The sequence below is a fragment of the Coleofasciculus sp. genome (assembly GCF_046565525.1).
Classification (GTDB): Bacteria; Cyanobacteriota; Cyanobacteriia; order Cyanobacteriales; family Coleofasciculaceae; genus Coleofasciculus.
In genome coordinates, this window is sequence record NZ_JBKHUP010000017.1 from 59,728 (window position 1) to 78,446 (window position 18,719).

Sequence of the window (18,719 nt, forward strand, 5' to 3'; positions counted from 1 at the left end):
ATTAATGAATCGGTGTTCTAGTCCAATTAAATCCCTTTAAATTGACTGAAAATTTTTACTCGATATTGATAGACAGTGAGGATGAGGAGTGAGTCGCAAATGAATAAAAAAACCGTCGCCAATTCCACCCCAACAGGCGTATTTTACCGATATCCCTGGCTTAAGCAAGGAATCAGTTTGATGGGAGGGCTGGGTGTGATCAGTAGTGGTCTAGTCGTTGCTCAAACCGATGCACCAATAGATACAGGTATAGCCCCAGCTGCACCGCCTGCTCCCCCTGTAATTAAATTTACCCCGCCGCCCCCAGCACCTCCAGCCCAACCTAAACCCGCAGCGCCAGCAGTCGTTGTCGCCCCCCCAGCACCTGCACCTAAACCCGCGTACCAACCGCCTGCTCCCCCTGTCCCTAAACCCCCAGCCCCCGCACCGGTTAGTGTGAGCAAGCCTCCAGCACCTGCTCCGGCTCCCGCCGCACCTACACCAACAGTGGCGACACCCCCGGCTCCCAAACCGAGACTTGACGCGCCGAATCTATCGATTCCAGCTCCCGCCACCCTAGCCAAACCCCCGAAAGTTATTATTAATCCTTCCCCCACTCAGGAAGCCGCTCAAACCCCAGCCGCACCGAATAATAGCTATATTGACCGGACAAACTACAGCCTGGGCGCAACCCAAAGTCCTGCTAAACCAGCCGTGATTCTTACCGAGCGGTCAACGGGTTGTCAAACGGTGTCGCGCAATGGACAACTGGTGAGTGGGAGCTGTGGAGGTCAAGCTGCGCCAAGACAACAAACACAAACGGTTCAGGCGGGAGTTCAGGCGGGAGTTCAGGCGGGGGTTCAGGCGGGACGCATTCAACGTCAACCTCATCAACTCCCAGGAGGAACTGGAACCCAAATAACTCGACTCCCTGCACCTCCGGTTGCCTTCAGCGCCAGTGTGAGTCCGCCAGTCAGGTCAGTTCAACGGGTGACAGCGTATGTGAATCCTCGGAGCAGACAGTTTACTCGCCCTCCTGGTGTCTCCTCTATGCCCACAACGGCATCACCCAAAACCACTCCCACGGGTCTGACTTACTATAATTTCTCTAACCGACCTCTAGGGCGTCCTCTAGTCGGCAATGCCAGCTTTATCTTTCCCTTAACCATTCCGGCGGCAATTACCTCAGTATTCGGTTGGCGGATGCATCCAATTGCTGGGGCTTATCGTTTCCATTCCGGTACAGATATAGCCGCCCCGACAGGTACACCTGTTTTGGCTGTTGCTCCTGGTGAGGTGGCGACGGCTGATTTCTTGGGCGGCTACGGACTGACGGTGATCTTGCGCCATGAGGAAGGCACTCAAGAAAGCCGCTATGCTCACCTGTCGGAAATTTTTGTTCAACCCGGTGAATCGGTGGATCAAGGCAGTGTTATCGGGCTTGTCGGTAGTACTGGTTTTTCTACCGGTCCCCATCTCCACTTTGAGTGGCGTCACCAAACCACCGATGGCTGGGTGGCGGTTGATGCTGGCGCTCATTTAGAATATGCTATGGCTCAACTGATTGAGGCGCTGAAGGTGGCGCAGGCGATCCAGCAACCGGACTCCTGAATATACAGGTAATGTAGAGACGTTGCATACAACGTCTCTACATTCACAAGGGGCAGGTTCTGTACAAAGGTTTAGCGCCTTATTCAAGGCATCAGAAGCCCACGCTGTCCCGTAAGGGCAGCTCTGGGTACGTCACCTAGACTTTGGCTTCCAGAGACTTGAGATATTCGGTATTGACACCGGATTCGCGGATCAGGGCGATTTTTCCAGTCCGGGCTATTTCCCGAAGTCCGAACTTGCTTAAAATCTGGATAATCGCGACCATTTTTCCAGGGTCTCCCACAACTTCGATCGTCAGGGAATCCTCGGCAATATCCACCACCCGCGCCCGGAACACTTGGGCGAGTTCAATGATCTCTGATCGCGTGGAACTGGTGCCGTTGACTTTGATCAGCATCAATTCCCGCTCAACACAAGGGGTGGTGGTAATGTCTTGAACTTTGATCACGTTGATCAGTTTGTAGAGTTGCTTGGTTAGTTGCTCAATCGATGGCTCATCCCCAGGCACTACCATCGTAATCCGTGAAATCCCAACTTTTTCAGCAGGACCTACGGCGAGACTTTCAATATTGAAGCCGCGACGGGCAAATAAACCAGCGATGCGAGTTAAGACACCGGCTTCATCTTCGACTAAAACTGAAAGGGTGTGTTTCATCAGCTAACACCAAAATGGCACAAAGGCAATTGCCTCTTGCTTATGTATAATCGGGTCTTGGCTTGACACTCTCCGGTCTAAAGACACGGAGATTCTGCTGACGGAACGTATACGTTCCCGCTGCGACTGTCAAACGTCGCCTAAACAGGCTTTTATATCTTACCTTGGTCTGAAAAAATAACAAGACTTCAGTCCGGATAAATTTGTCATTCGTCAGGGTCAGTGACCCGATTTAGCCGAATAATCTCCCTGAACCCCAAACCCCGTCGTCGGGTATGGCAAAATTAAACGTAAAACCCACGATTTCCATGACAGCAACCACTCCCTCCCTACCCACTCAATACGATCCCACGACCACTGAAGCCAAATGGCAGACATTCTGGGAAGAACAGGGTGTCTTCCAAGCCCACCCTGAACAAGGTGGTGAACCCTATTCCATGGTGATTCCACCGCCCAACGTTACGGGTAGCCTGCACATGGGTCACGCCTTGGGACAAACGATTATGGATATCCTCGTCCGCTATAACCGGATGAAGGGGTGTAATACGCTGTGGTTACCGGGGACTGACCATGCGAGTATTGCGGTTACCACGATTTTAGACCGAAAACTGAAAGCAGAAGGCAAGACTCGTCAAGAGGTGGGACGGGAAGATTATTTAAATCGCGCTTGGCGATGGAAGGAGGAATCAGGGGGTTGGATTGTTAACCAATTGCGTCGCTTAGGCGTGTCGGTGGATTGGTCGCGGGAACGGTTCACTATGGACGAAGGTTTGTCTAATGCAGTACTTGAAGCCTTTGTCCAACTCTACGACGCTGGACTGATTTACCGGGGTGAATATATGGTGAATTGGTGTCCCCAGTCTCAGTCGGCGGTTTCGGATTTGGAGGTGGAAAATAAGGAGGTTAATGGACATCTGTGGCATTTTCGTTATCCCCTGAGTGAGGGAAATGGGTCAGTGGAAGTGGCGACAACTCGACCTGAAACGATGCTGGGTGATACAGCGGTGGCGGTTAATCCCCAAGATGAACGCTATCAGCATTTAATTGGCAAAACCTTAACCTTGCCGATTATGGGGCGAGAGATTCCGATTATTGGGGATGAGTTGGTTGACCCTAGCTTCGGTACGGGGTGCGTGAAAGTGACTCCGGCTCATGATCCCAATGACTTTGAGATGGGCAAACGCCATGACTTGCCGTTTATTAATATCCTGAATAAAGATGGCACGCTCAATGAAAATGCTGGGTCTTTTCAAGGACAAGACCGATTTGTAGCTCGGAAAAATGTGGTGCAGCGACTAGAGGCGGATGGATTCCTGGTCAAGATAGAAGATTATCACCATACTGTTCCCTATAGCGATCGCGGCAAAGTCCCCGTTGAACCTCTATTATCTACCCAATGGTTCGTTAAGATTCGTCCCCTGGCTGATAAAGCGCTCGAATGGCTGGATCAGCATAACTCCCCCGACTTTGTTCCTGAACGCTGGAAAAAAGTTTACCGAGACTGGTTAGTAAAATTAGAAGACTGGTGCATCTCTCGCCAACTCTGGTGGGGACACCAAATTCCGGCTTGGTATGCGGTGAGTGAAACCGGGGGAGAAATTACCGATAGGACACCGTTTATCGTGGCTCACAATGAAGCCGATGCTCAAGAAAAAGCAATATCACAATTTGGCGAAGATGTCAAGCTTATCCAAGACCCCGATGTGCTCGACACTTGGTTTTCATCCGGCTTGTGGCCCTTCTCAACTATGGGTTGGCCCCAACAGACGCCGGATTTAGAAACCTACTACCCCACCACCGTGTTAGTTACAGGCTTTGATATCATATTCTTCTGGGTTGCCCGGATGACGATGATGGGGGGTTATTTTACGGATCAAATGCCATTCCAAACCGTTTACATCCACGGCTTAGTCCGGGATGAAAATAACAAAAAGATGTCCAAGTCGGCAAATAATGGTATTGATCCGCTGATCCTGATCGAGAAATATGGTACAGATGCACTCCGTTATACCTTAGTCCGAGAAGTCGCTGGTGCGGGTCAAGATATTCGTTTAGAGTATAATCGCCAGACCGATGAGTCGGCGTCAGTGGAAGCCTCGCGCAACTTTGCCAATAAACTGTGGAATGCGGCGCGGTTTGTGATGATGAATCTAGATGGCAAACCTCCCCAAGGGTTGGGTTCGCCACTGGAGAAGGAAAGGGATAAATTAGAATTAAGCGATCGCTGGATTCTCTCCCGCTTTTATCAAGTTGTCACTCAAACCCGTCAACAACTAGAGGGTTACGGTTTAGGAGAAGCCGCCAAAGGACTCTATGACTTTATCTGGGGTGACTTTTGTGACTGGTATATTGAACTGGTTAAACAACGGTTGCGACAAAAAGGAACTCAATCGCGGCAAATTGCCCAGCAAACCCTGGCATACATCCTCGATGGTATCCTGAAACTCCTGCATCCCTTTATGCCCCATATTACCGAAGAAATCTGGCATACCTTAACCCAAAAAACGGATGAATGTTTGGCGCTGCAACCTTATCCCGCCCTGCCCGACTCGGAAGCAGAATCAGGCGCATTCCCTATTGATCAACAACTGGAAAACCAGTTCGAGTTATTAATTGGGACAATCCGCACCATCCGTAACCTGCGTGCAGAAGCTGGGATTAAACCTGGGGCAAAAGCACCCGTGATTTTGCAAAGTGAAAATCCTGATGAACGTGAGATTTTAGACAAAGGTGAATCCTACCTGCAAGACTTAGGCAAAGTCGATACCTTAACCATTGTGCCAGCCTTAGAGGAAGAACTCAAAACCACAATGGCGGGTGTGATTGGCACCATTCAAGTGATTATTCCGCTAGCGGGTTTAGTCGATGTCGAGACACTTCGCGCTAAGTTAGAAAAAGACCTCAGCAAAATCGATGCCGAAGTCAAATCTCTATCTAGTCGTTTGGCGAATCAAAACTTTGTCAACAAAGCCCCCGCCCCTGTTGTGCAGGGCGCTAAGGATGCATTGAGTGAGTCTGTGCATCAAGCCGAAATTTTGCGCGATCGCCTAAAAAGACTCTAACTCTAAAGCGATGATAAATTATTCCTTCTTGACGATCAATTCCTTACTGATTAACGACCAACAACTAACAGGCTATGCTACATCTGGGTGAAGTGCAAAACAACGACAATGGCGGCGGCATTGAACTGCAATTGCTAGCCCGTCAAGAATCTGATGACTCCTGGGCACTCATTAATCCACCAAAAAGCCTTTCGTTCTCATCAAATGAGGCGAACTCCTTTAATCAAGGCTTGTTAGTGTTGGTAGATATTTCTGACAATCAAGACGTTGTGAGTATTTACTCGGCGAAAGAGTGGGTGTTAAACTTCATCCAACGATATCTAACCATCGGGATTACGCCCATCTTCTTACAGGAAGAATTGACTCGCACTGAACAATGGCGACAGGATTTGACCCTACAAAGTCAAGATTTAACCCGCCAGCGTGCCGAAATGGAAGCCCGTCGTGAAAACATTCAAGCCTTAGAAATTGAATTAAAACTCAAAGAGCAACAACTTGAAGAACGGGAAGCTAAGTTACAGGAACAATTAAAAAATATTGAGCATCCCGATGAGGGAGATGAGGGAGATGAGGGAGCAGGGGAAGCAGGGGGAGCAGGGGAAGCAGGGGAAGCAGGGGAAGCAGGGGAAGCAGGGGAAGCAATGTAGAGACGTAGCATGCTACGTCTGGGAGCAGGGGGAGCTGAGACGTTCCGATGCATCTTTTGTAGGGGCGGGTTTTACTACTAACATTTCGTTGTCACCCTGATGTAACTAAACCCGCCCCGACCTAACCGTTCAATTATTGCAAATGATATCATGTCCAGACCCATCACCCCTACTAAAAATGTACGGGCTTGGTTACCAAGCCCCTACTTCCCATCACCGTAATTATGGGTATTCAACCGGACATGATATGACAAATGACAAATTACCAATGACAAATGACGAATGACAAATCACCAATCGCCGAACTCAGGATTATTTGAATCATCACGATTAGGATCAGATATAAACCTTGAGCGATAACGATTGACTGCAATCGCAAAGTCATCCTCAATATAAAATGTCACCTGCACCGGACCATATTGTTCCTCAATCATGCCCTTAATTCGTTCCACAAGTACGGAGGTTACTCCGGCAAATTCAGGATGTATGATCAGGTGCATTTGAATATACACATAACGCCCCACAATTCCCCGTGAGCGAATGTGATAACAGTGAGTGATTCCGCCAACTTGGTGAGCGATTTGCGCGAGAATTTCTGGGGCGATCGCAGTTGGCTCAACCAGTAGGGGAAACTGCCAATTCACAACCTGCCAGCAATTCCTCACCGCCACCAGAACCAGTACAATGGCTAACACCACATCCAGCCAAACTAACCCCGCCCCGACTCCCACAAGCCCAAGGAGTACGACGAGAGTTAGGCAGACATCCAGCAAGAGTTGTCGGGCATTAAACTGCACAGCCGCACTTCTGAGTAGTTTAGCTTGATACAGTCCCACTAATGCCAACCCTAAACTGGTAATTACTACGACGCCGATTAATTGAATCAGGGGTAAACTCACCCGAACCGGCAACGTCAGCAAGTCGTCGAAAGCCCAGTTAAGCAACTGTTGACTCGATATCCCCCAGACATTCAATCCGGTAAACCCGAAAAAGCCAATCAGTAAGAATAGGATCAGGGTTTCCCACTTACCATGACCATACACCGATCGCCGTATGGGATGCTCATTCCCGATCAGCTTATATAAACTCAGCAGGGTACTGAAGCTAACCAGCAACGTCTGCATCGATTCTGCCATAAGACTTAGCGATCGCGTCGCCCAAGCCGCAGAAACTTTTACCGATAAAATAAATAAGGTTAGCCAAAGCGTCGTGAATAGTATCAGACGAGTTGTCTGAATGCGATTTGATCCTTCACTCATCTGTCAGAAGGTAGTGAACCCAAACGGGGAAACTACCCAATAGTAAGCCCAATCTGTGCTTTCTTTCGCCAAGATTGCTAGGGATAGGGGAGATGAGGGAGCAATGTTCCATATTCTCGGTTTCCCATTCCTTGTCGTCTTTATGTTCAACCCTATTAAATCTTTCAACAGTATCCTAACTAACGTGGCGGGAAACCTTCCCTTGGGAACCGTTCTGATTGTACCTTTTGTTCTGCAAATTGTGGGAACGGTGGGATTGGTGGGGTATCTCTCCTATAAAAATGGTCAAAGGGCAGTTGAAAACATAGCCTATCAGTTAATCGATGAGGTGGACAAGCGCGTCGAGCAAAATGTGTACCATTATCTGGAAACTCCTCACCAGGTTACTCAAAACCTTGCCGCTGCTATTCGTACTGGAGTTGTAGACTGGAAAAATTTTCCGGGTTTAGAACGCTACTTCGCCCAGCAACTCCAAATCTATACCACGGTGAGTAGTATGGCAATCGTCACTGAGGAACGAGAATTCTTGAATGTAGGCAAATTATTAGCAAGTGATTCTTTAGTTATCCGTGTTTTAGATCAATCGACGAACTACGCCTTTCACTACTATACTGCCGATCTTCAGGGTCAGCGAATTAAACGAACCCAAGTTAGATATGACTTTGATCCCCACAATGATCCACCCGATGGTGATTCTTGGTATCAAGCGACAAAGCAAGCAGGTAAAGGAATTTGGCATCCGCTTGTTAGTTTATCCCAGGGCGTTGATCAACCCCTATTTCTGATCGCTAATTTTTTGCCGTTTAATGACTCAGAGGGGACGTTTCAAGGGATTTTGGTAGCTACCTTTTTTGTACCTGAGTTGGCTGAGTTTCTAGAGAATGTGGAAGTGGGACAAACGGGTCAAGTCTTCATTATTAATCAAAAAGGAGAACTGGTTGCTAGTTCTACGGGTGAAATCCCCTTTAAGCCAGATTTAAAGGCAGATTATCGGAAAAACTTAAATCCTCAAGACTGGCGGATACCTGTTCAACAGAGTAGGAATCCTCTGACTAAAGCGTCTGTAAAATTTCTATTGAATCAGGTTAATAACTGGTCTGAAATCAAGCAGGCTCAAGAATTTAAGTTTACGTTTAAGCACAATCACTATTACTTGCATATTAATCCGATTCAGGAGCAATCTGGGTTGAATTGGTTAATTGTCACCGTTGTTCCTGAATCTGACTTTATGGCAGAGATTCATGCCAATACTCGCACCACGATAGGATTGTGTGTTGCGGCATTAATCCTGTCTATTATTATGGGAATTAGTACCGCTCGCTGGGTGACGAAACCGATTCTACAATTAAATAAAGCCGCTGACGCGATCGCGCGGGGAGAATGGCAGCAATCAATCGCCATGAACCGGGGGGATGAAGTCGGTCAACTGGCAGAATCATTCCAGACTATGGCAGCGCAACTACAACAGTATTTTACTCAACTTCAATCCTCCAATCAAGCCTTAACTGAAAGTGAAAGCCGATTGACTCAAATTCTGGAAGCGATACCGGTAGGGATATCCGTTCATGATATTAACGGACAATTAACGTATGCCAACGAAAAGTCAAAAGAGTTACTGGGAATTGAGACATTACCCGACGCCAAAACTGAGGAATTAGCCGCGACTTATCAGGTTTATCAGAGCGAGAGTAATCAATTGTATCTGGTGGAAAATCTGCCCGTCGTTCGCGCTCTGAACGGGGAAAAAACAATAGTGGAAGACCTAGAAATTCATCAACCGGATCATATTGTTCCCTTGGAAGTTTATGGAACACCGCTATTAGATCAAACCGGGACAATTATCGGCGCGATCGCAGCCTTCGCTGATATCACGGAACGCAAGCGAGCCGAGACTCTCCGACGGAATTACAATCGTACCCTAGAAGCCAACGTCGCTCAACGAACTGCTGAATTAGTTGAAGCTAACCAACGATTACAACAAGAAATGGCTGAGCGTCAGTTACTCGAAGGCAAACTTTATAGTTCTGATCAACAAATCCGGACAATTTTTGAAGCCATTAACGATATTGTCCTGATAATTGATCATCAAAAAAGCGTTCAAGTTGCACCGACGAAGCGAACGTACTTGTCCCCGGAAGACAGTAACCTGCTTAATGTAATTATTGAGCAATTTTTTGAGGATGCACAGGATTGTTGGTTTACCCAAGTTCAACAGGTATTAGAAACCGGGCAGACAATCTATTTTGACTATAATTTAACCTGGGATAATCGCCAGACTTGGTTCACTATCTCCATTGCTCCCTTGTCTGATCAGTCGGTGATTTGGGTAGCGCGGGATATTAGCGATCGCAAACTTGCCGAAGACGCTCTCCGTACCAGTGAGTACCTGTATCGCGCCATGGCTAGGAATTTCCCCAATGGGGCAATTTTCCTGTTTGACCCTAATCTACGCTATCTGGTGGCGGATGGTCAGGCGTTAGCACAAGCGGGATATAGCTGGGAAGCGTTGCACGGGAAAACCATCTGGGAGGTTTTACCCCCAGCAACTTGTGTCATGGTTGAGCCACTCTATCATGCTGCTTTGGCTGGAATTGAGCAGACTCAAGAAATTAGCATCGGAGGTTTAACCTATTTGTGTCAGAGTACGGCGGTGAGAAATGATGCGGGTAACGTAATCGCCGGGATGGTTGTCACCCAGGATATCACCGAGCGTAAGGAGTTTGAACAAGCTTTAATCAGGAGCGAGAACCGCTTCCAAGAAATTGCTAGAACCGTGAGTCAATTCTTCTTTGTCCGCTCCACGAGTTCCGGTAAGTTTCTTTACGTCAGTCCAGCTTACGAAACAATATGGGGACGCTCCTGTGAGAGTCTATCTCAAAACCCCGAATCTTGGATAGAGGCGGTACATCCAGAGGATCGCCAATTGGTTCTCGATTCCCTTAGCCAACAGTTTCAAGGACATCCGGTGAAGCGAGACTATCGGATCATTCGAGCCGATGGTGAACAACGCTGGATTAACGCTGATATTTCCTTGGTGCGAGATGAGACAGGAGAACCGTTGCGGTTTGTCGGTTTGGTAGAAGATATTACCGAACGGAAACAGGCGGAGATAGAACTCCAATCTACTAAAGAACGCTTACAATATCTGCTCACCGCGAGTCCAGCGGTTATTTTTAGTTGTCAAGTCGCAGGCGATTTCTCCGCCACATTTATGAGTGAAAATGCCAGTACAATTCTTGGCTATGATGCTGAGAACTTTATCCACAATGCCCAGTTTTGGGCGATGCGGGTTCACCCGGAAGATATGGCGGTGATTAACGAGGTTGTACCGCAACTGTTTGCTCAGGGATATTGTACCTACGAGTACCGCTTTCACCATGGGGATGGTACCTATCACTGGTTCGCCACGCAACTGATGTTAGTTCGGGATGAAACTGGGATACCCCTGGAATGTGTTGGGTATTTAATTGATATCACCGAACGTAAACAAGCTGAGGAATCTCTCAGAGAAAGTGAAACATTTTTACGCAGTATTTACGAGGGTATTGAAGCGGCTGTCTTTATCGTTGACGTTCTGGAAACGGGTGAATTTCGCTATGTTAGCATTAACCCGACTCATGAACGGATGTCTGGTCTTCGCTGCTCAGAAATACAGGGGAAAACACCACAAGAAATATTAGCACCAGACATTGCCGAGGCGGTGTGTCAACGGTATCATCACTGTCTGGCGGCGGGAGAGCAGATCACTTATGAACATTCGCTACAAATTAACGAAAAAGACTCTTGGTGGATTAGTAATTTAACTCCCCTGAAAGACAGTAACTCCCGCATCTATCGACTAATTGGCACGAGCTTGAATATTAGCGATCGCAAACAGGTTGAACTTCAACTTAAGGAAAATCAACGGTTTATCGAAAAAATCATCAATACTTCGCCACAACTGCTCTACCTGTTTGACCCAACAGCGAGAACAGATCTGTATATTAATCGACAATCCCTCGATATATTAGGTTACACCCCCGAAGAAATTATCTGCCGGGGGATAGAGTTTTTCCTGGATGTTCTCCATCCCGATGACTTGCCTTTGATTGAGCGGAATATAAACTTTTGGCAAACGGCATCAGATAGCGATATTTTATCCACCGAGAGTCGATTTCGCCACAAAGATGGCTCTTGGCGCTGGTTACTGTCACGGGAAGTGGTGTTTGAGCGGGATGAAACGAATCGGGTGATTAAAATTTTGGGAACCTCTCAGGATATCACCGAACTCAAAGAAGCCGAAGATGCTTTACGACGGTATGAACGGATTGTTTCATCGACAACCGATGCCATTTCTTTGCTGGATATGAATTACACCTATCAAGTTGTCAATCAAGCCTATCTAGATTGGAATCAAAAAGGATCTGACGAGATTGTCGGATATTCGGTGAGTGACTTGATGGGAGAGGAGGTATTTGAACAGGTGATTAAACCGAATTTAGATCGATGTCTGGCGGGTGAAACCATAAACTATCAAGAATGGTTTAACTATCCGGGAGGGAAACAGGAATTTATCAGCGTCACCTATATCCCTTACCTGGATGCTAATCAGCAGATTTCCGGAGTTATCGTCAATTGTCGGAATCTCACTAAATTGAAACAGGTGGAAACCAAATTGCGGCAAACGAATCAGGAAATGCAAGCCATTTTTGATGCGTTTCCCGATATCCTGTTTCGTCTGGCGGCGGATGGTACGATTCTAGATTTTCGTACCAAAAACTCTGAGTTCTCTACCTCACCAGAATCATGTTTGAATCATAACATTCAAGAGGTATTACCGACTTCAGCAGGCGCAAAACTATATGGGGCGATTCAGCAAGTTTTGGCAACGGGATCACTGATCAGTTTAGAGTATTCTTTACCCCTTAATCAGGGGGAACAATACTTCGAGGCGCGAATGGTTCCCCTGAATCACAATGAGGTAATTGCCCTGACTCGCAATATTAGCGATCGCAAACAAGCTGAACTTGCCCTAGAAGCCTCTCAAGCTCGATTTTCTGGGATTCTAGAAATTGCTAATGATGCGATTATTTCTGTCAACGAACAGCAACAAATTACCCTATTTAATCAGGGTGCGGAAAAAATGTTTGGCTACAAAGCCGATCAAGTATTAGGTCAACCTCTAGATTTACTCTTACCTCCTCGCGCCGCTAGAATTCACCGCCATCACGTCAGTAATTTTGCTGAATCTGTCGGTACAGCACGACAAATGGGAGAACGCAACGAACTTTTTGCTCGCCGTCAGGATGGGACAGAGTTTCCCACAGAAGCCTCAATTTCTAAGCTGGAGATCAACGGCGAAATCTTATGTACAGCCATATTACGAGACATTAGCGATCGCAAAGCGGCTGAATTGCAACTGAGCCAGCAAAAAGAAATTCTCCAGACAATTTTTGATTCTATTCCGATCATGTTGTGCTTCTATAAAGAAGGGGTTGAGGTAGAATTCATTAACCCAGCATTGGAGCAAACATTGGGATGGTCACTGGCAGAAATGCGAGATATTGATATTATGGCAGAGATTTATCCTGACCCAGACTATCGCGCCTCAGTGTTAGACTTTATGATCAAAGCCGATGGAACTTGGCAAGACTGTCAGACTCGAAACCGCAGGGGTGAAGTTCTCGAAATTACTTGGGCAAATATTCGCTTACCCGATGGTTCTACTGTGGGAATCGGTCAAGATATTACCGAACGCAAACAGGCAGAATTAGCCTTACAAGAGCGCGAATATAGGCTGCGTACCTTGGCAGATAATCTACCGAATGGTTTAATTTATCAACTCGTTAGAGAACCCAATGGCAACTTTCACTTCTCCTATATCACCGCCGGAATTGAACGATTAGTCGGAATTAAACCAGAGGTAATTATCCAGGATGCTAGTGTTTTGTTTAATCTAATTGTTGACGAAGATCGCCAGCTTAATTACCAACGAAATGAAGAATCCTGGCGTAATCTTTCGCTTTATGAGATGCAGATGCGAAAGCGAACACTTAGCGGTGATATTCGATGGTCTTATGTACGTTCCGCCCCCCGTCGCTTAGAGGATGGAAGCACCGTTTGGGATGGCATTGAAATTGATATTACTGAACTCAAGAAAACCGAGATAGAATTAGCCAAAGCCAAAGACGCTGCTGAAGCCGCTAATCGTGCCAAAAGTGCGTTTTTGGCGGCTATGAGTCATGAACTTCGCACGCCCTTGAATGGGATTTTAGGCTATGCTCAAATTCTCAAACCCCATTCAAATTTAACCCAAAAACAAAAGGATGGAATTGAGATCATCTACCAATGCGGTCAACATTTACTTACTCTCATTAATGATATTTTAGACCTGTCAAAAGTGGAAGCTGGCAAACTGGAACTCTATCCCGAAGAGTTTCATTTCCCCTCCTTTATTGTCGGACTCTGTGAAATATTCCGCCTCAAAGCTACTCAAAAAGACATTACCTTTATCTACCACGCTCCCACACCCATGCCCCAAGTGATTTATGGGGATGAAAAGCGACTGCGCCAAGTCTTAATGAACCTGCTTTCTAATGCGGTTAAATTCACGGATAAAGGGAGTGTTACTTTTACAGTCATTGTTGAAATTATCACCACTCAAGACTATGGAATTGAGCCAAAATTCACTCAGGGCGGGTTGAGTCACATCCGGGCGAGTCACGAAACGATAGAAGTGAAACCCGCCCCTACAGACTCAACAATGGCGGGTTTTGAACAAAGCTTATCATCAACAGATCCACAAGATAGGCTAAACCCGCCCCGACACACTCAAAAATTACAAAAAATTCGCTTCCAAATTGAAGATACGGGAATTGGCATGAGTTCCGAAGACTTAGAGAAAATCTTCTTACCCTTCGAGCAAATTAAGGATAGTTCTCGCCGCCATGAAGGAACCGGATTAGGATTAGCAATTACTCACAAACTCGTCGCCCTCATGGGGAGCAAAATTGGGGTTGAGAGTACTCTTGGCGTGGGGAGTAAATTCTGGTTCGAGGTTGATTTACCCGAAGTTCCTTCTTCAGCAGAAGTCATCCTCGCAAAACCGATGGATATGATTGTGGGTTATTCTGGTGCTAAACGCAAAATCTTGATTGTTGATGATCGGTGGGAAAATTGTGCCGTTCTCAAGAGTATTTTAGAACCCCTTAGCTTTGAGGTTCAAGACGCCACGAATGGACGAGAGGGATTAGAAAAAGCATTGGCATGGCAACCCGATTTGATTCTGGTTGATATTGTTATGCCAATCATGGATGGACACCAAATGACGCAACAGCTACGCCAACTCTCTGAGTTTAGAAATACGCCAATTATTGCGATTTCTGCCAATGCGTTTGCCAATAACCGCGTTGAAAGTTTGGATGCAGGCTGTACGGATTTCCTGACTAAGCCGATTGCTACAACAGATTTGCTCCAGAAAATTCAGGTGTATTTAAATGTGTCCTGGGTTTATCAGGCGAAAGCAGAACAATCAAAACTATCTTCTGAATCTGGCGATATGGTAATCCCCTCTCAGGAGGAGTTAGCGGCTCTCTATGAAGCGGCGAGTATGGGGGATGTCGCTGGCGTTGAACAGGAAACTATGGGACTCCAGGATATGAATCCTGATTATATTCCCTTTGCCCTGGAAGTATTGGAAATGGCGGCTAATTTTGACTATGAAAAAATTGTTGATTTATTGGATAATTGTTTTGGAGATTGGTGATTTGTCTTCCTTCGTTATTTTTAGCCCTGCCTTTTGCTATATGTTTTATGGCTTTCTGATAGACAAGCAGCAAGACATAGAAGTCTGGAACCGGGCTGTCGATTGGGACATAAGGATAGTCGAATAGATGCTGGGAAAGTTAAATAAATTTTGAGTAAATTCCCACTTCCCTATCTTCCCGATAGTTGGGCGAAGCGAATAGAATAGCAGTGCTGGGCAAGGGAAACTAATATAAAATGTCACTTTATCAAAAATCTCAGTTAAATCCAGATTCCCTCAACGAGTTGACGAACGTCTGTGGAGAGATGGGGAATTGCTCTAGAGAGCCACAAATTCTCGTCATCGACGATACGCCCGAAAATCTGAAACTGGTTTCGGACTTTTTGAGAGACGCTGGCTTTGAGGTGCGGATAGCTAAAAGTGGTGTGCAAGGGCTCAAACTCTTAGAGAAACTTGATCCCGATTTGATCTTACTCGATGTGATGATGCCGGAAATGGATGGCTTTGAAACCTGTCGTCATCTCAAAGCATGGGAGAAGACGCAGGATATCCCCGTCATTTTTATGACAGCGGCGGTGGATACGTCGAATACTGACGCAAAAGTCAAAGGATTATCCTTAGGGGCAGTAGACTATATTAGTAAACCGATTCAACTCGATGAGGTATTAGCGCGGGTCAAAATTCACCTGCATCTCAAATTATTAACCCAGCAACTCCAGGAACAAAACGCCCAGTTGCACCAAGAAATTCGCCATCGCCAACTTGCACAAGCACAGTTGACGGAACATGCGCGGCGCTTAGCCTTGCGTTCAGATATCGGATTTGCCTTGAGTCAGGAAAGTGATTTATCCACGATGCTGTTTCGCTGTACTCAGGCTTTCGTTCAACACCTCGATGTCGCCTTTGCCCGAATTTGGACGCTCCACCCAACTGAAAATATCCTGGAATTACAAGCCTCGGCGGGACTATACACCCATCTTAATGGCACTCATGCTAGAATCCCCCTGGGTGAGTCGAAAATTGGTCGCATCGCCAGTCAACGCCAACCCCATTTTACCAATGATATCCTTCGTGATCCCGAACTCAGTGATCCAGAATGGGCGCAACGGGAAGGTATTGTATCCTTTGCTGGTTATCCCCTAATTGTTGAAGATGAACTTGTGGGGGTAATGGGGATGTTTTCCCGTCATCCTTTATCCCCAAACACCCTGGATACCCTCGCCTCGGTTGCGAATGAAATCGCGGTGGGAATTGAACGCCAGCAACTGGCTCAAGCTTTGCAAGAGTCTCAGCGCTGGCTACAGGCGATTAATGATGCTAATCCCAATATTATTTATGTTCATGATTGGATAAAGCAGCGCAATGTCTATGCTAACCGGGAAATCTATACTACTTTAGGCTACACCCCCGGACAAATCCAGGACATGGGGAACCAGGTTCTCTCAATGCTGATGCATCCCGATGATTTGGCCATCCTCACGGATCATCAAAACCGGATTAAATATGCCCAAGTGGGTGAAGTCTTTGAGTTAGAATACCGGATGCGCCACAAAAATGGGGAATGGCGTTGGCTATTTGCCCAAGAGATGGTGTTTAAACAGGATGCAGACGGGACAACGCGACAAACCCTGGGTGCTGCGATTGATATTAGCGATCGCAAAGAAGCGGAGATGTTGCTGGCACAACAAAATTATATCTTGCAGTGCATCGCTTCAGATGCGTCACTCCCGGATATTTTGGCAGCCTTAGCTCGGTTTGTTGAGGAACAGTCTGAGCAAATGCGCTGTTCTTTTCTCTTAGTCGATGAACAAGGTAAACTGCGCTTAGGTGCTGCTCCTAGTTTACCTCAGGAATACAACCAAGCGATCGATGGTGTGGAAATTGGTGAGGGCGTAGGTTCCTGTGGTACGGCGGCTTATCGCCAAGAAACGGTTATTGTCACCGATATTGCTACTGATCCGTTATGGGCAAATTATAAAGACTTAGCCTTATCTCATGGACTCAGAGCCTGTTGGTCTGTACCGATTTTATCCCGTGATGGCAACATATTAGGCACCTTTGCCGGGTATTATGACTACCCGCAAACCGCAACTAACCTCGATCAAGCCTTAATTAACCAAACCCTCTACCTTGCCAAGATTGCCATCGAACGGACGCGATCGCAAGCCGCCTTACGCGAAAGTGAAGAACGCTTACAACTCGCCTTAGACGCTTCAGGAGATGGGTTATGGGATTGGAATATTAATACCGGAGATGTGTATTTCTCCCGTCACTGGTTTGATATGCTCGGCTATGAGTATGATGAACTCTCAGGACATGTCAATACTTGGCAAAAACTGATCCATCCCGATGATCAACCTGGGGTGATGGAACTATTGCAGGCGCATTTAAAAGATCACTCCATTCCCTACAAATTGGACTATCGACTGTTGACTAAATCCGGGGTGTATAAATGGATTTCCAATTATGGGAAAGTCGTCGCTGATGATCAAAACGGTTTACCGATGCGGATGACGGGTACTCACCGGGATATTAGCGATCGCAAACAAATAGAACTAGCATTACAAGCATCGGAAACCCGGGAACGGGAAAAAGCTCAGGCGCTAGAAGAAACCCTGAAAGAATTGAAACGCACCCAAGCTCAACTCATCCAAACCGAGAAAATGTCCAGTTTAGGGCGCATGGTTGCAGGTGTGGCACATGAAATCAATAACCCCGCCAATTTTATCCATGGCAATATTACCTATGCCCGCGCTTATTTTCAAGATGTATTAAAACTCCTACACCTGTATCAGCAAACCTATCCTCACCCCACCGCCGAGATTGAGCAACTGAGTGAGGATCTCGATTTAGAGTTTCTCGTCGGGGATTGGTATAAGCTGATCAAGTCTATGCAAATAGGCGTTGAACGCATCGAGAAAATTGTGCGATCGCTCAAAACCTTCTCTAAGTTGGATGAAGCTCAGTTAAAAGCCGTTGATATCCATGAAGGTATAGATAACACCCTCTTCATGTTACAGCCCCGACTCCGGGCTCAAGGCAATCGCTCAGAAATTCAAGTGATTAAACACTATAGTCAACTTCCCCAGGTTACCTGTTATGCCAGTCAGTTAAATCAAGTCTTTATCAATATCTTTGATAATGCCATTGAAGCCTTAGACTGCCAACCCGAACCTCGGTTGATTACGATCACGACTGAAGTGTCTAATAATACAAAAGCAGAACACATAAGTCAAACCCATGCCCTTGAAAAAAGCGAAGGATCATGTATTCCTAGGGGCGTTAGCGAAGCGGTAGAGACAAAAGGAGCGTCAGTATTCACGCCCAGACATCCCGGTTTTCTGCCCACATCCCAATGCGAATGCTTCACCCAATCCCCAATCCCCAATCCCCAATCCATTATTATTCGGATTCGCGATAACGGAATTGGCATGAGTGAGAACGTGCGTCAGCATATTTTTGACCCTTTTTTCACCACCAAACCTGTCGGGAGTGGCACCGGTTTAGGCTTAGCGGTAAGTCATCAGATTATCGTAGACAAACACCAGGGTAAAATTAGCTGTATTTCTGATTTAGGCAAAGGCTCAGAATTTATTATCGAAATTCCCGTTAATTTGAGTGAATCTAGGACATGATATCCAGCGCGATCGCATCTCCAACCTCCCACGATGGCGGCGTGACACAGCTAAAATGGTGGAATACATTTTACCATTGAATCGGGCGCACGCCATGCGCCCCTACGGTTTCCAGGTGGACAATCAA

The 18,719-nt window shown here is 46.6% G+C and carries 7 protein-coding genes; 5 read left to right on the top strand and 2 right to left on the bottom strand.

Features of this window, described 5'->3' with window-relative positions; translation table 11 throughout:
- The first annotated feature begins 99 nt into the window (after window positions 1-99).
- On the top strand, window positions 100-1,590 hold the full coding sequence (locus ACLGGO_RS08690; RefSeq protein WP_446418997.1) for a M23 family metallopeptidase: 1,491 nt from the start codon (window positions 100-102) through the stop codon (window positions 1,588-1,590).
- A 136-nt stretch (window positions 1,591-1,726) separates the two neighbouring features.
- On the opposite strand, the gene ilvN is transcribed toward ACLGGO_RS08690, so the two are convergent.
- On the bottom strand, window positions 1,727-2,245 hold the full coding sequence (gene ilvN, locus ACLGGO_RS08695; protein ID WP_446337344.1) for an acetolactate synthase small subunit: 519 nt from the start codon (window positions 2,243-2,245) through the stop codon (window positions 1,727-1,729).
- A 308-nt stretch (window positions 2,246-2,553) separates the two neighbouring features.
- Between ilvN and ACLGGO_RS08700 the strand changes: the two genes are divergently transcribed.
- Both ACLGGO_RS08700 and ACLGGO_RS08705 read left to right on the top strand, forming a co-directional pair.
- Window positions 2,554-5,307 (top strand): valine--tRNA ligase, encoded by a 2,754-nt coding sequence (locus tag ACLGGO_RS08700; protein WP_446419008.1) that lies wholly within the window; start codon window positions 2,554-2,556, stop codon window positions 5,305-5,307.
- A gap of 74 nt (window positions 5,308-5,381) precedes the next feature.
- Complete coding sequence (locus tag ACLGGO_RS08705; protein ID WP_446418998.1) at window positions 5,382-5,954, top strand: hypothetical protein; 573 nt, start codon at window positions 5,382-5,384, stop codon at window positions 5,952-5,954.
- A gap of 290 nt (window positions 5,955-6,244) precedes the next feature.
- Here the strand turns inward: ACLGGO_RS08705 and ACLGGO_RS08710 are convergent, their stop codons facing one another.
- Complete coding sequence (locus tag ACLGGO_RS08710) at window positions 6,245-7,213, bottom strand: cation transporter (protein ID WP_446418999.1); 969 nt, start codon at window positions 7,211-7,213, stop codon at window positions 6,245-6,247.
- A 184-nt stretch (window positions 7,214-7,397) separates the two neighbouring features.
- Between ACLGGO_RS08710 and ACLGGO_RS08715 the strand changes: the two genes are divergently transcribed.
- The gene (locus ACLGGO_RS08715; RefSeq protein ID WP_446419000.1) at window positions 7,398-14,957 is read left to right on the top strand and encodes a PAS domain S-box protein; all 7,560 of its coding nucleotides are present in this window, start codon (window positions 7,398-7,400) and stop codon (window positions 14,955-14,957) included.
- Between the two features lie 236 nt (window positions 14,958-15,193).
- The gene (locus tag ACLGGO_RS08720; protein WP_446419001.1) at window positions 15,194-18,592 is read left to right on the top strand and encodes a PAS domain-containing protein; all 3,399 of its coding nucleotides are present in this window, start codon (window positions 15,194-15,196) and stop codon (window positions 18,590-18,592) included.
- The last annotated feature ends 127 nt before the right edge of the window (window positions 18,593-18,719 follow it).

Excerpts from the sequence above, each read along its gene's own strand:
- ACLGGO_RS08710 (WP_446418999.1), bottom strand. The coding sequence starts at position 7,213 with ATGAGTGAAGGATCAAATCGCATTCAGACAACTCGTCTGATACTATTC.
- ACLGGO_RS08700 (WP_446419008.1), top strand. The coding sequence starts at position 2,554 with ATGACAGCAACCACTCCCTCCCTACCCACTCAATACGATCCCACGACC.
- ACLGGO_RS08705 (WP_446418998.1), top strand. The coding sequence starts at position 5,382 with ATGCTACATCTGGGTGAAGTGCAAAACAACGACAATGGCGGCGGCATT.
- ilvN (WP_446337344.1), bottom strand. The coding sequence starts at position 2,245 with ATGAAACACACCCTTTCAGTTTTAGTCGAAGATGAAGCCGGTGTCTTA.
- ACLGGO_RS08720 (WP_446419001.1), top strand. The coding sequence starts at position 15,194 with ATGTCACTTTATCAAAAATCTCAGTTAAATCCAGATTCCCTCAACGAG.
- ACLGGO_RS08690 (WP_446418997.1), top strand. The coding sequence starts at position 100 with ATGAATAAAAAAACCGTCGCCAATTCCACCCCAACAGGCGTATTTTAC.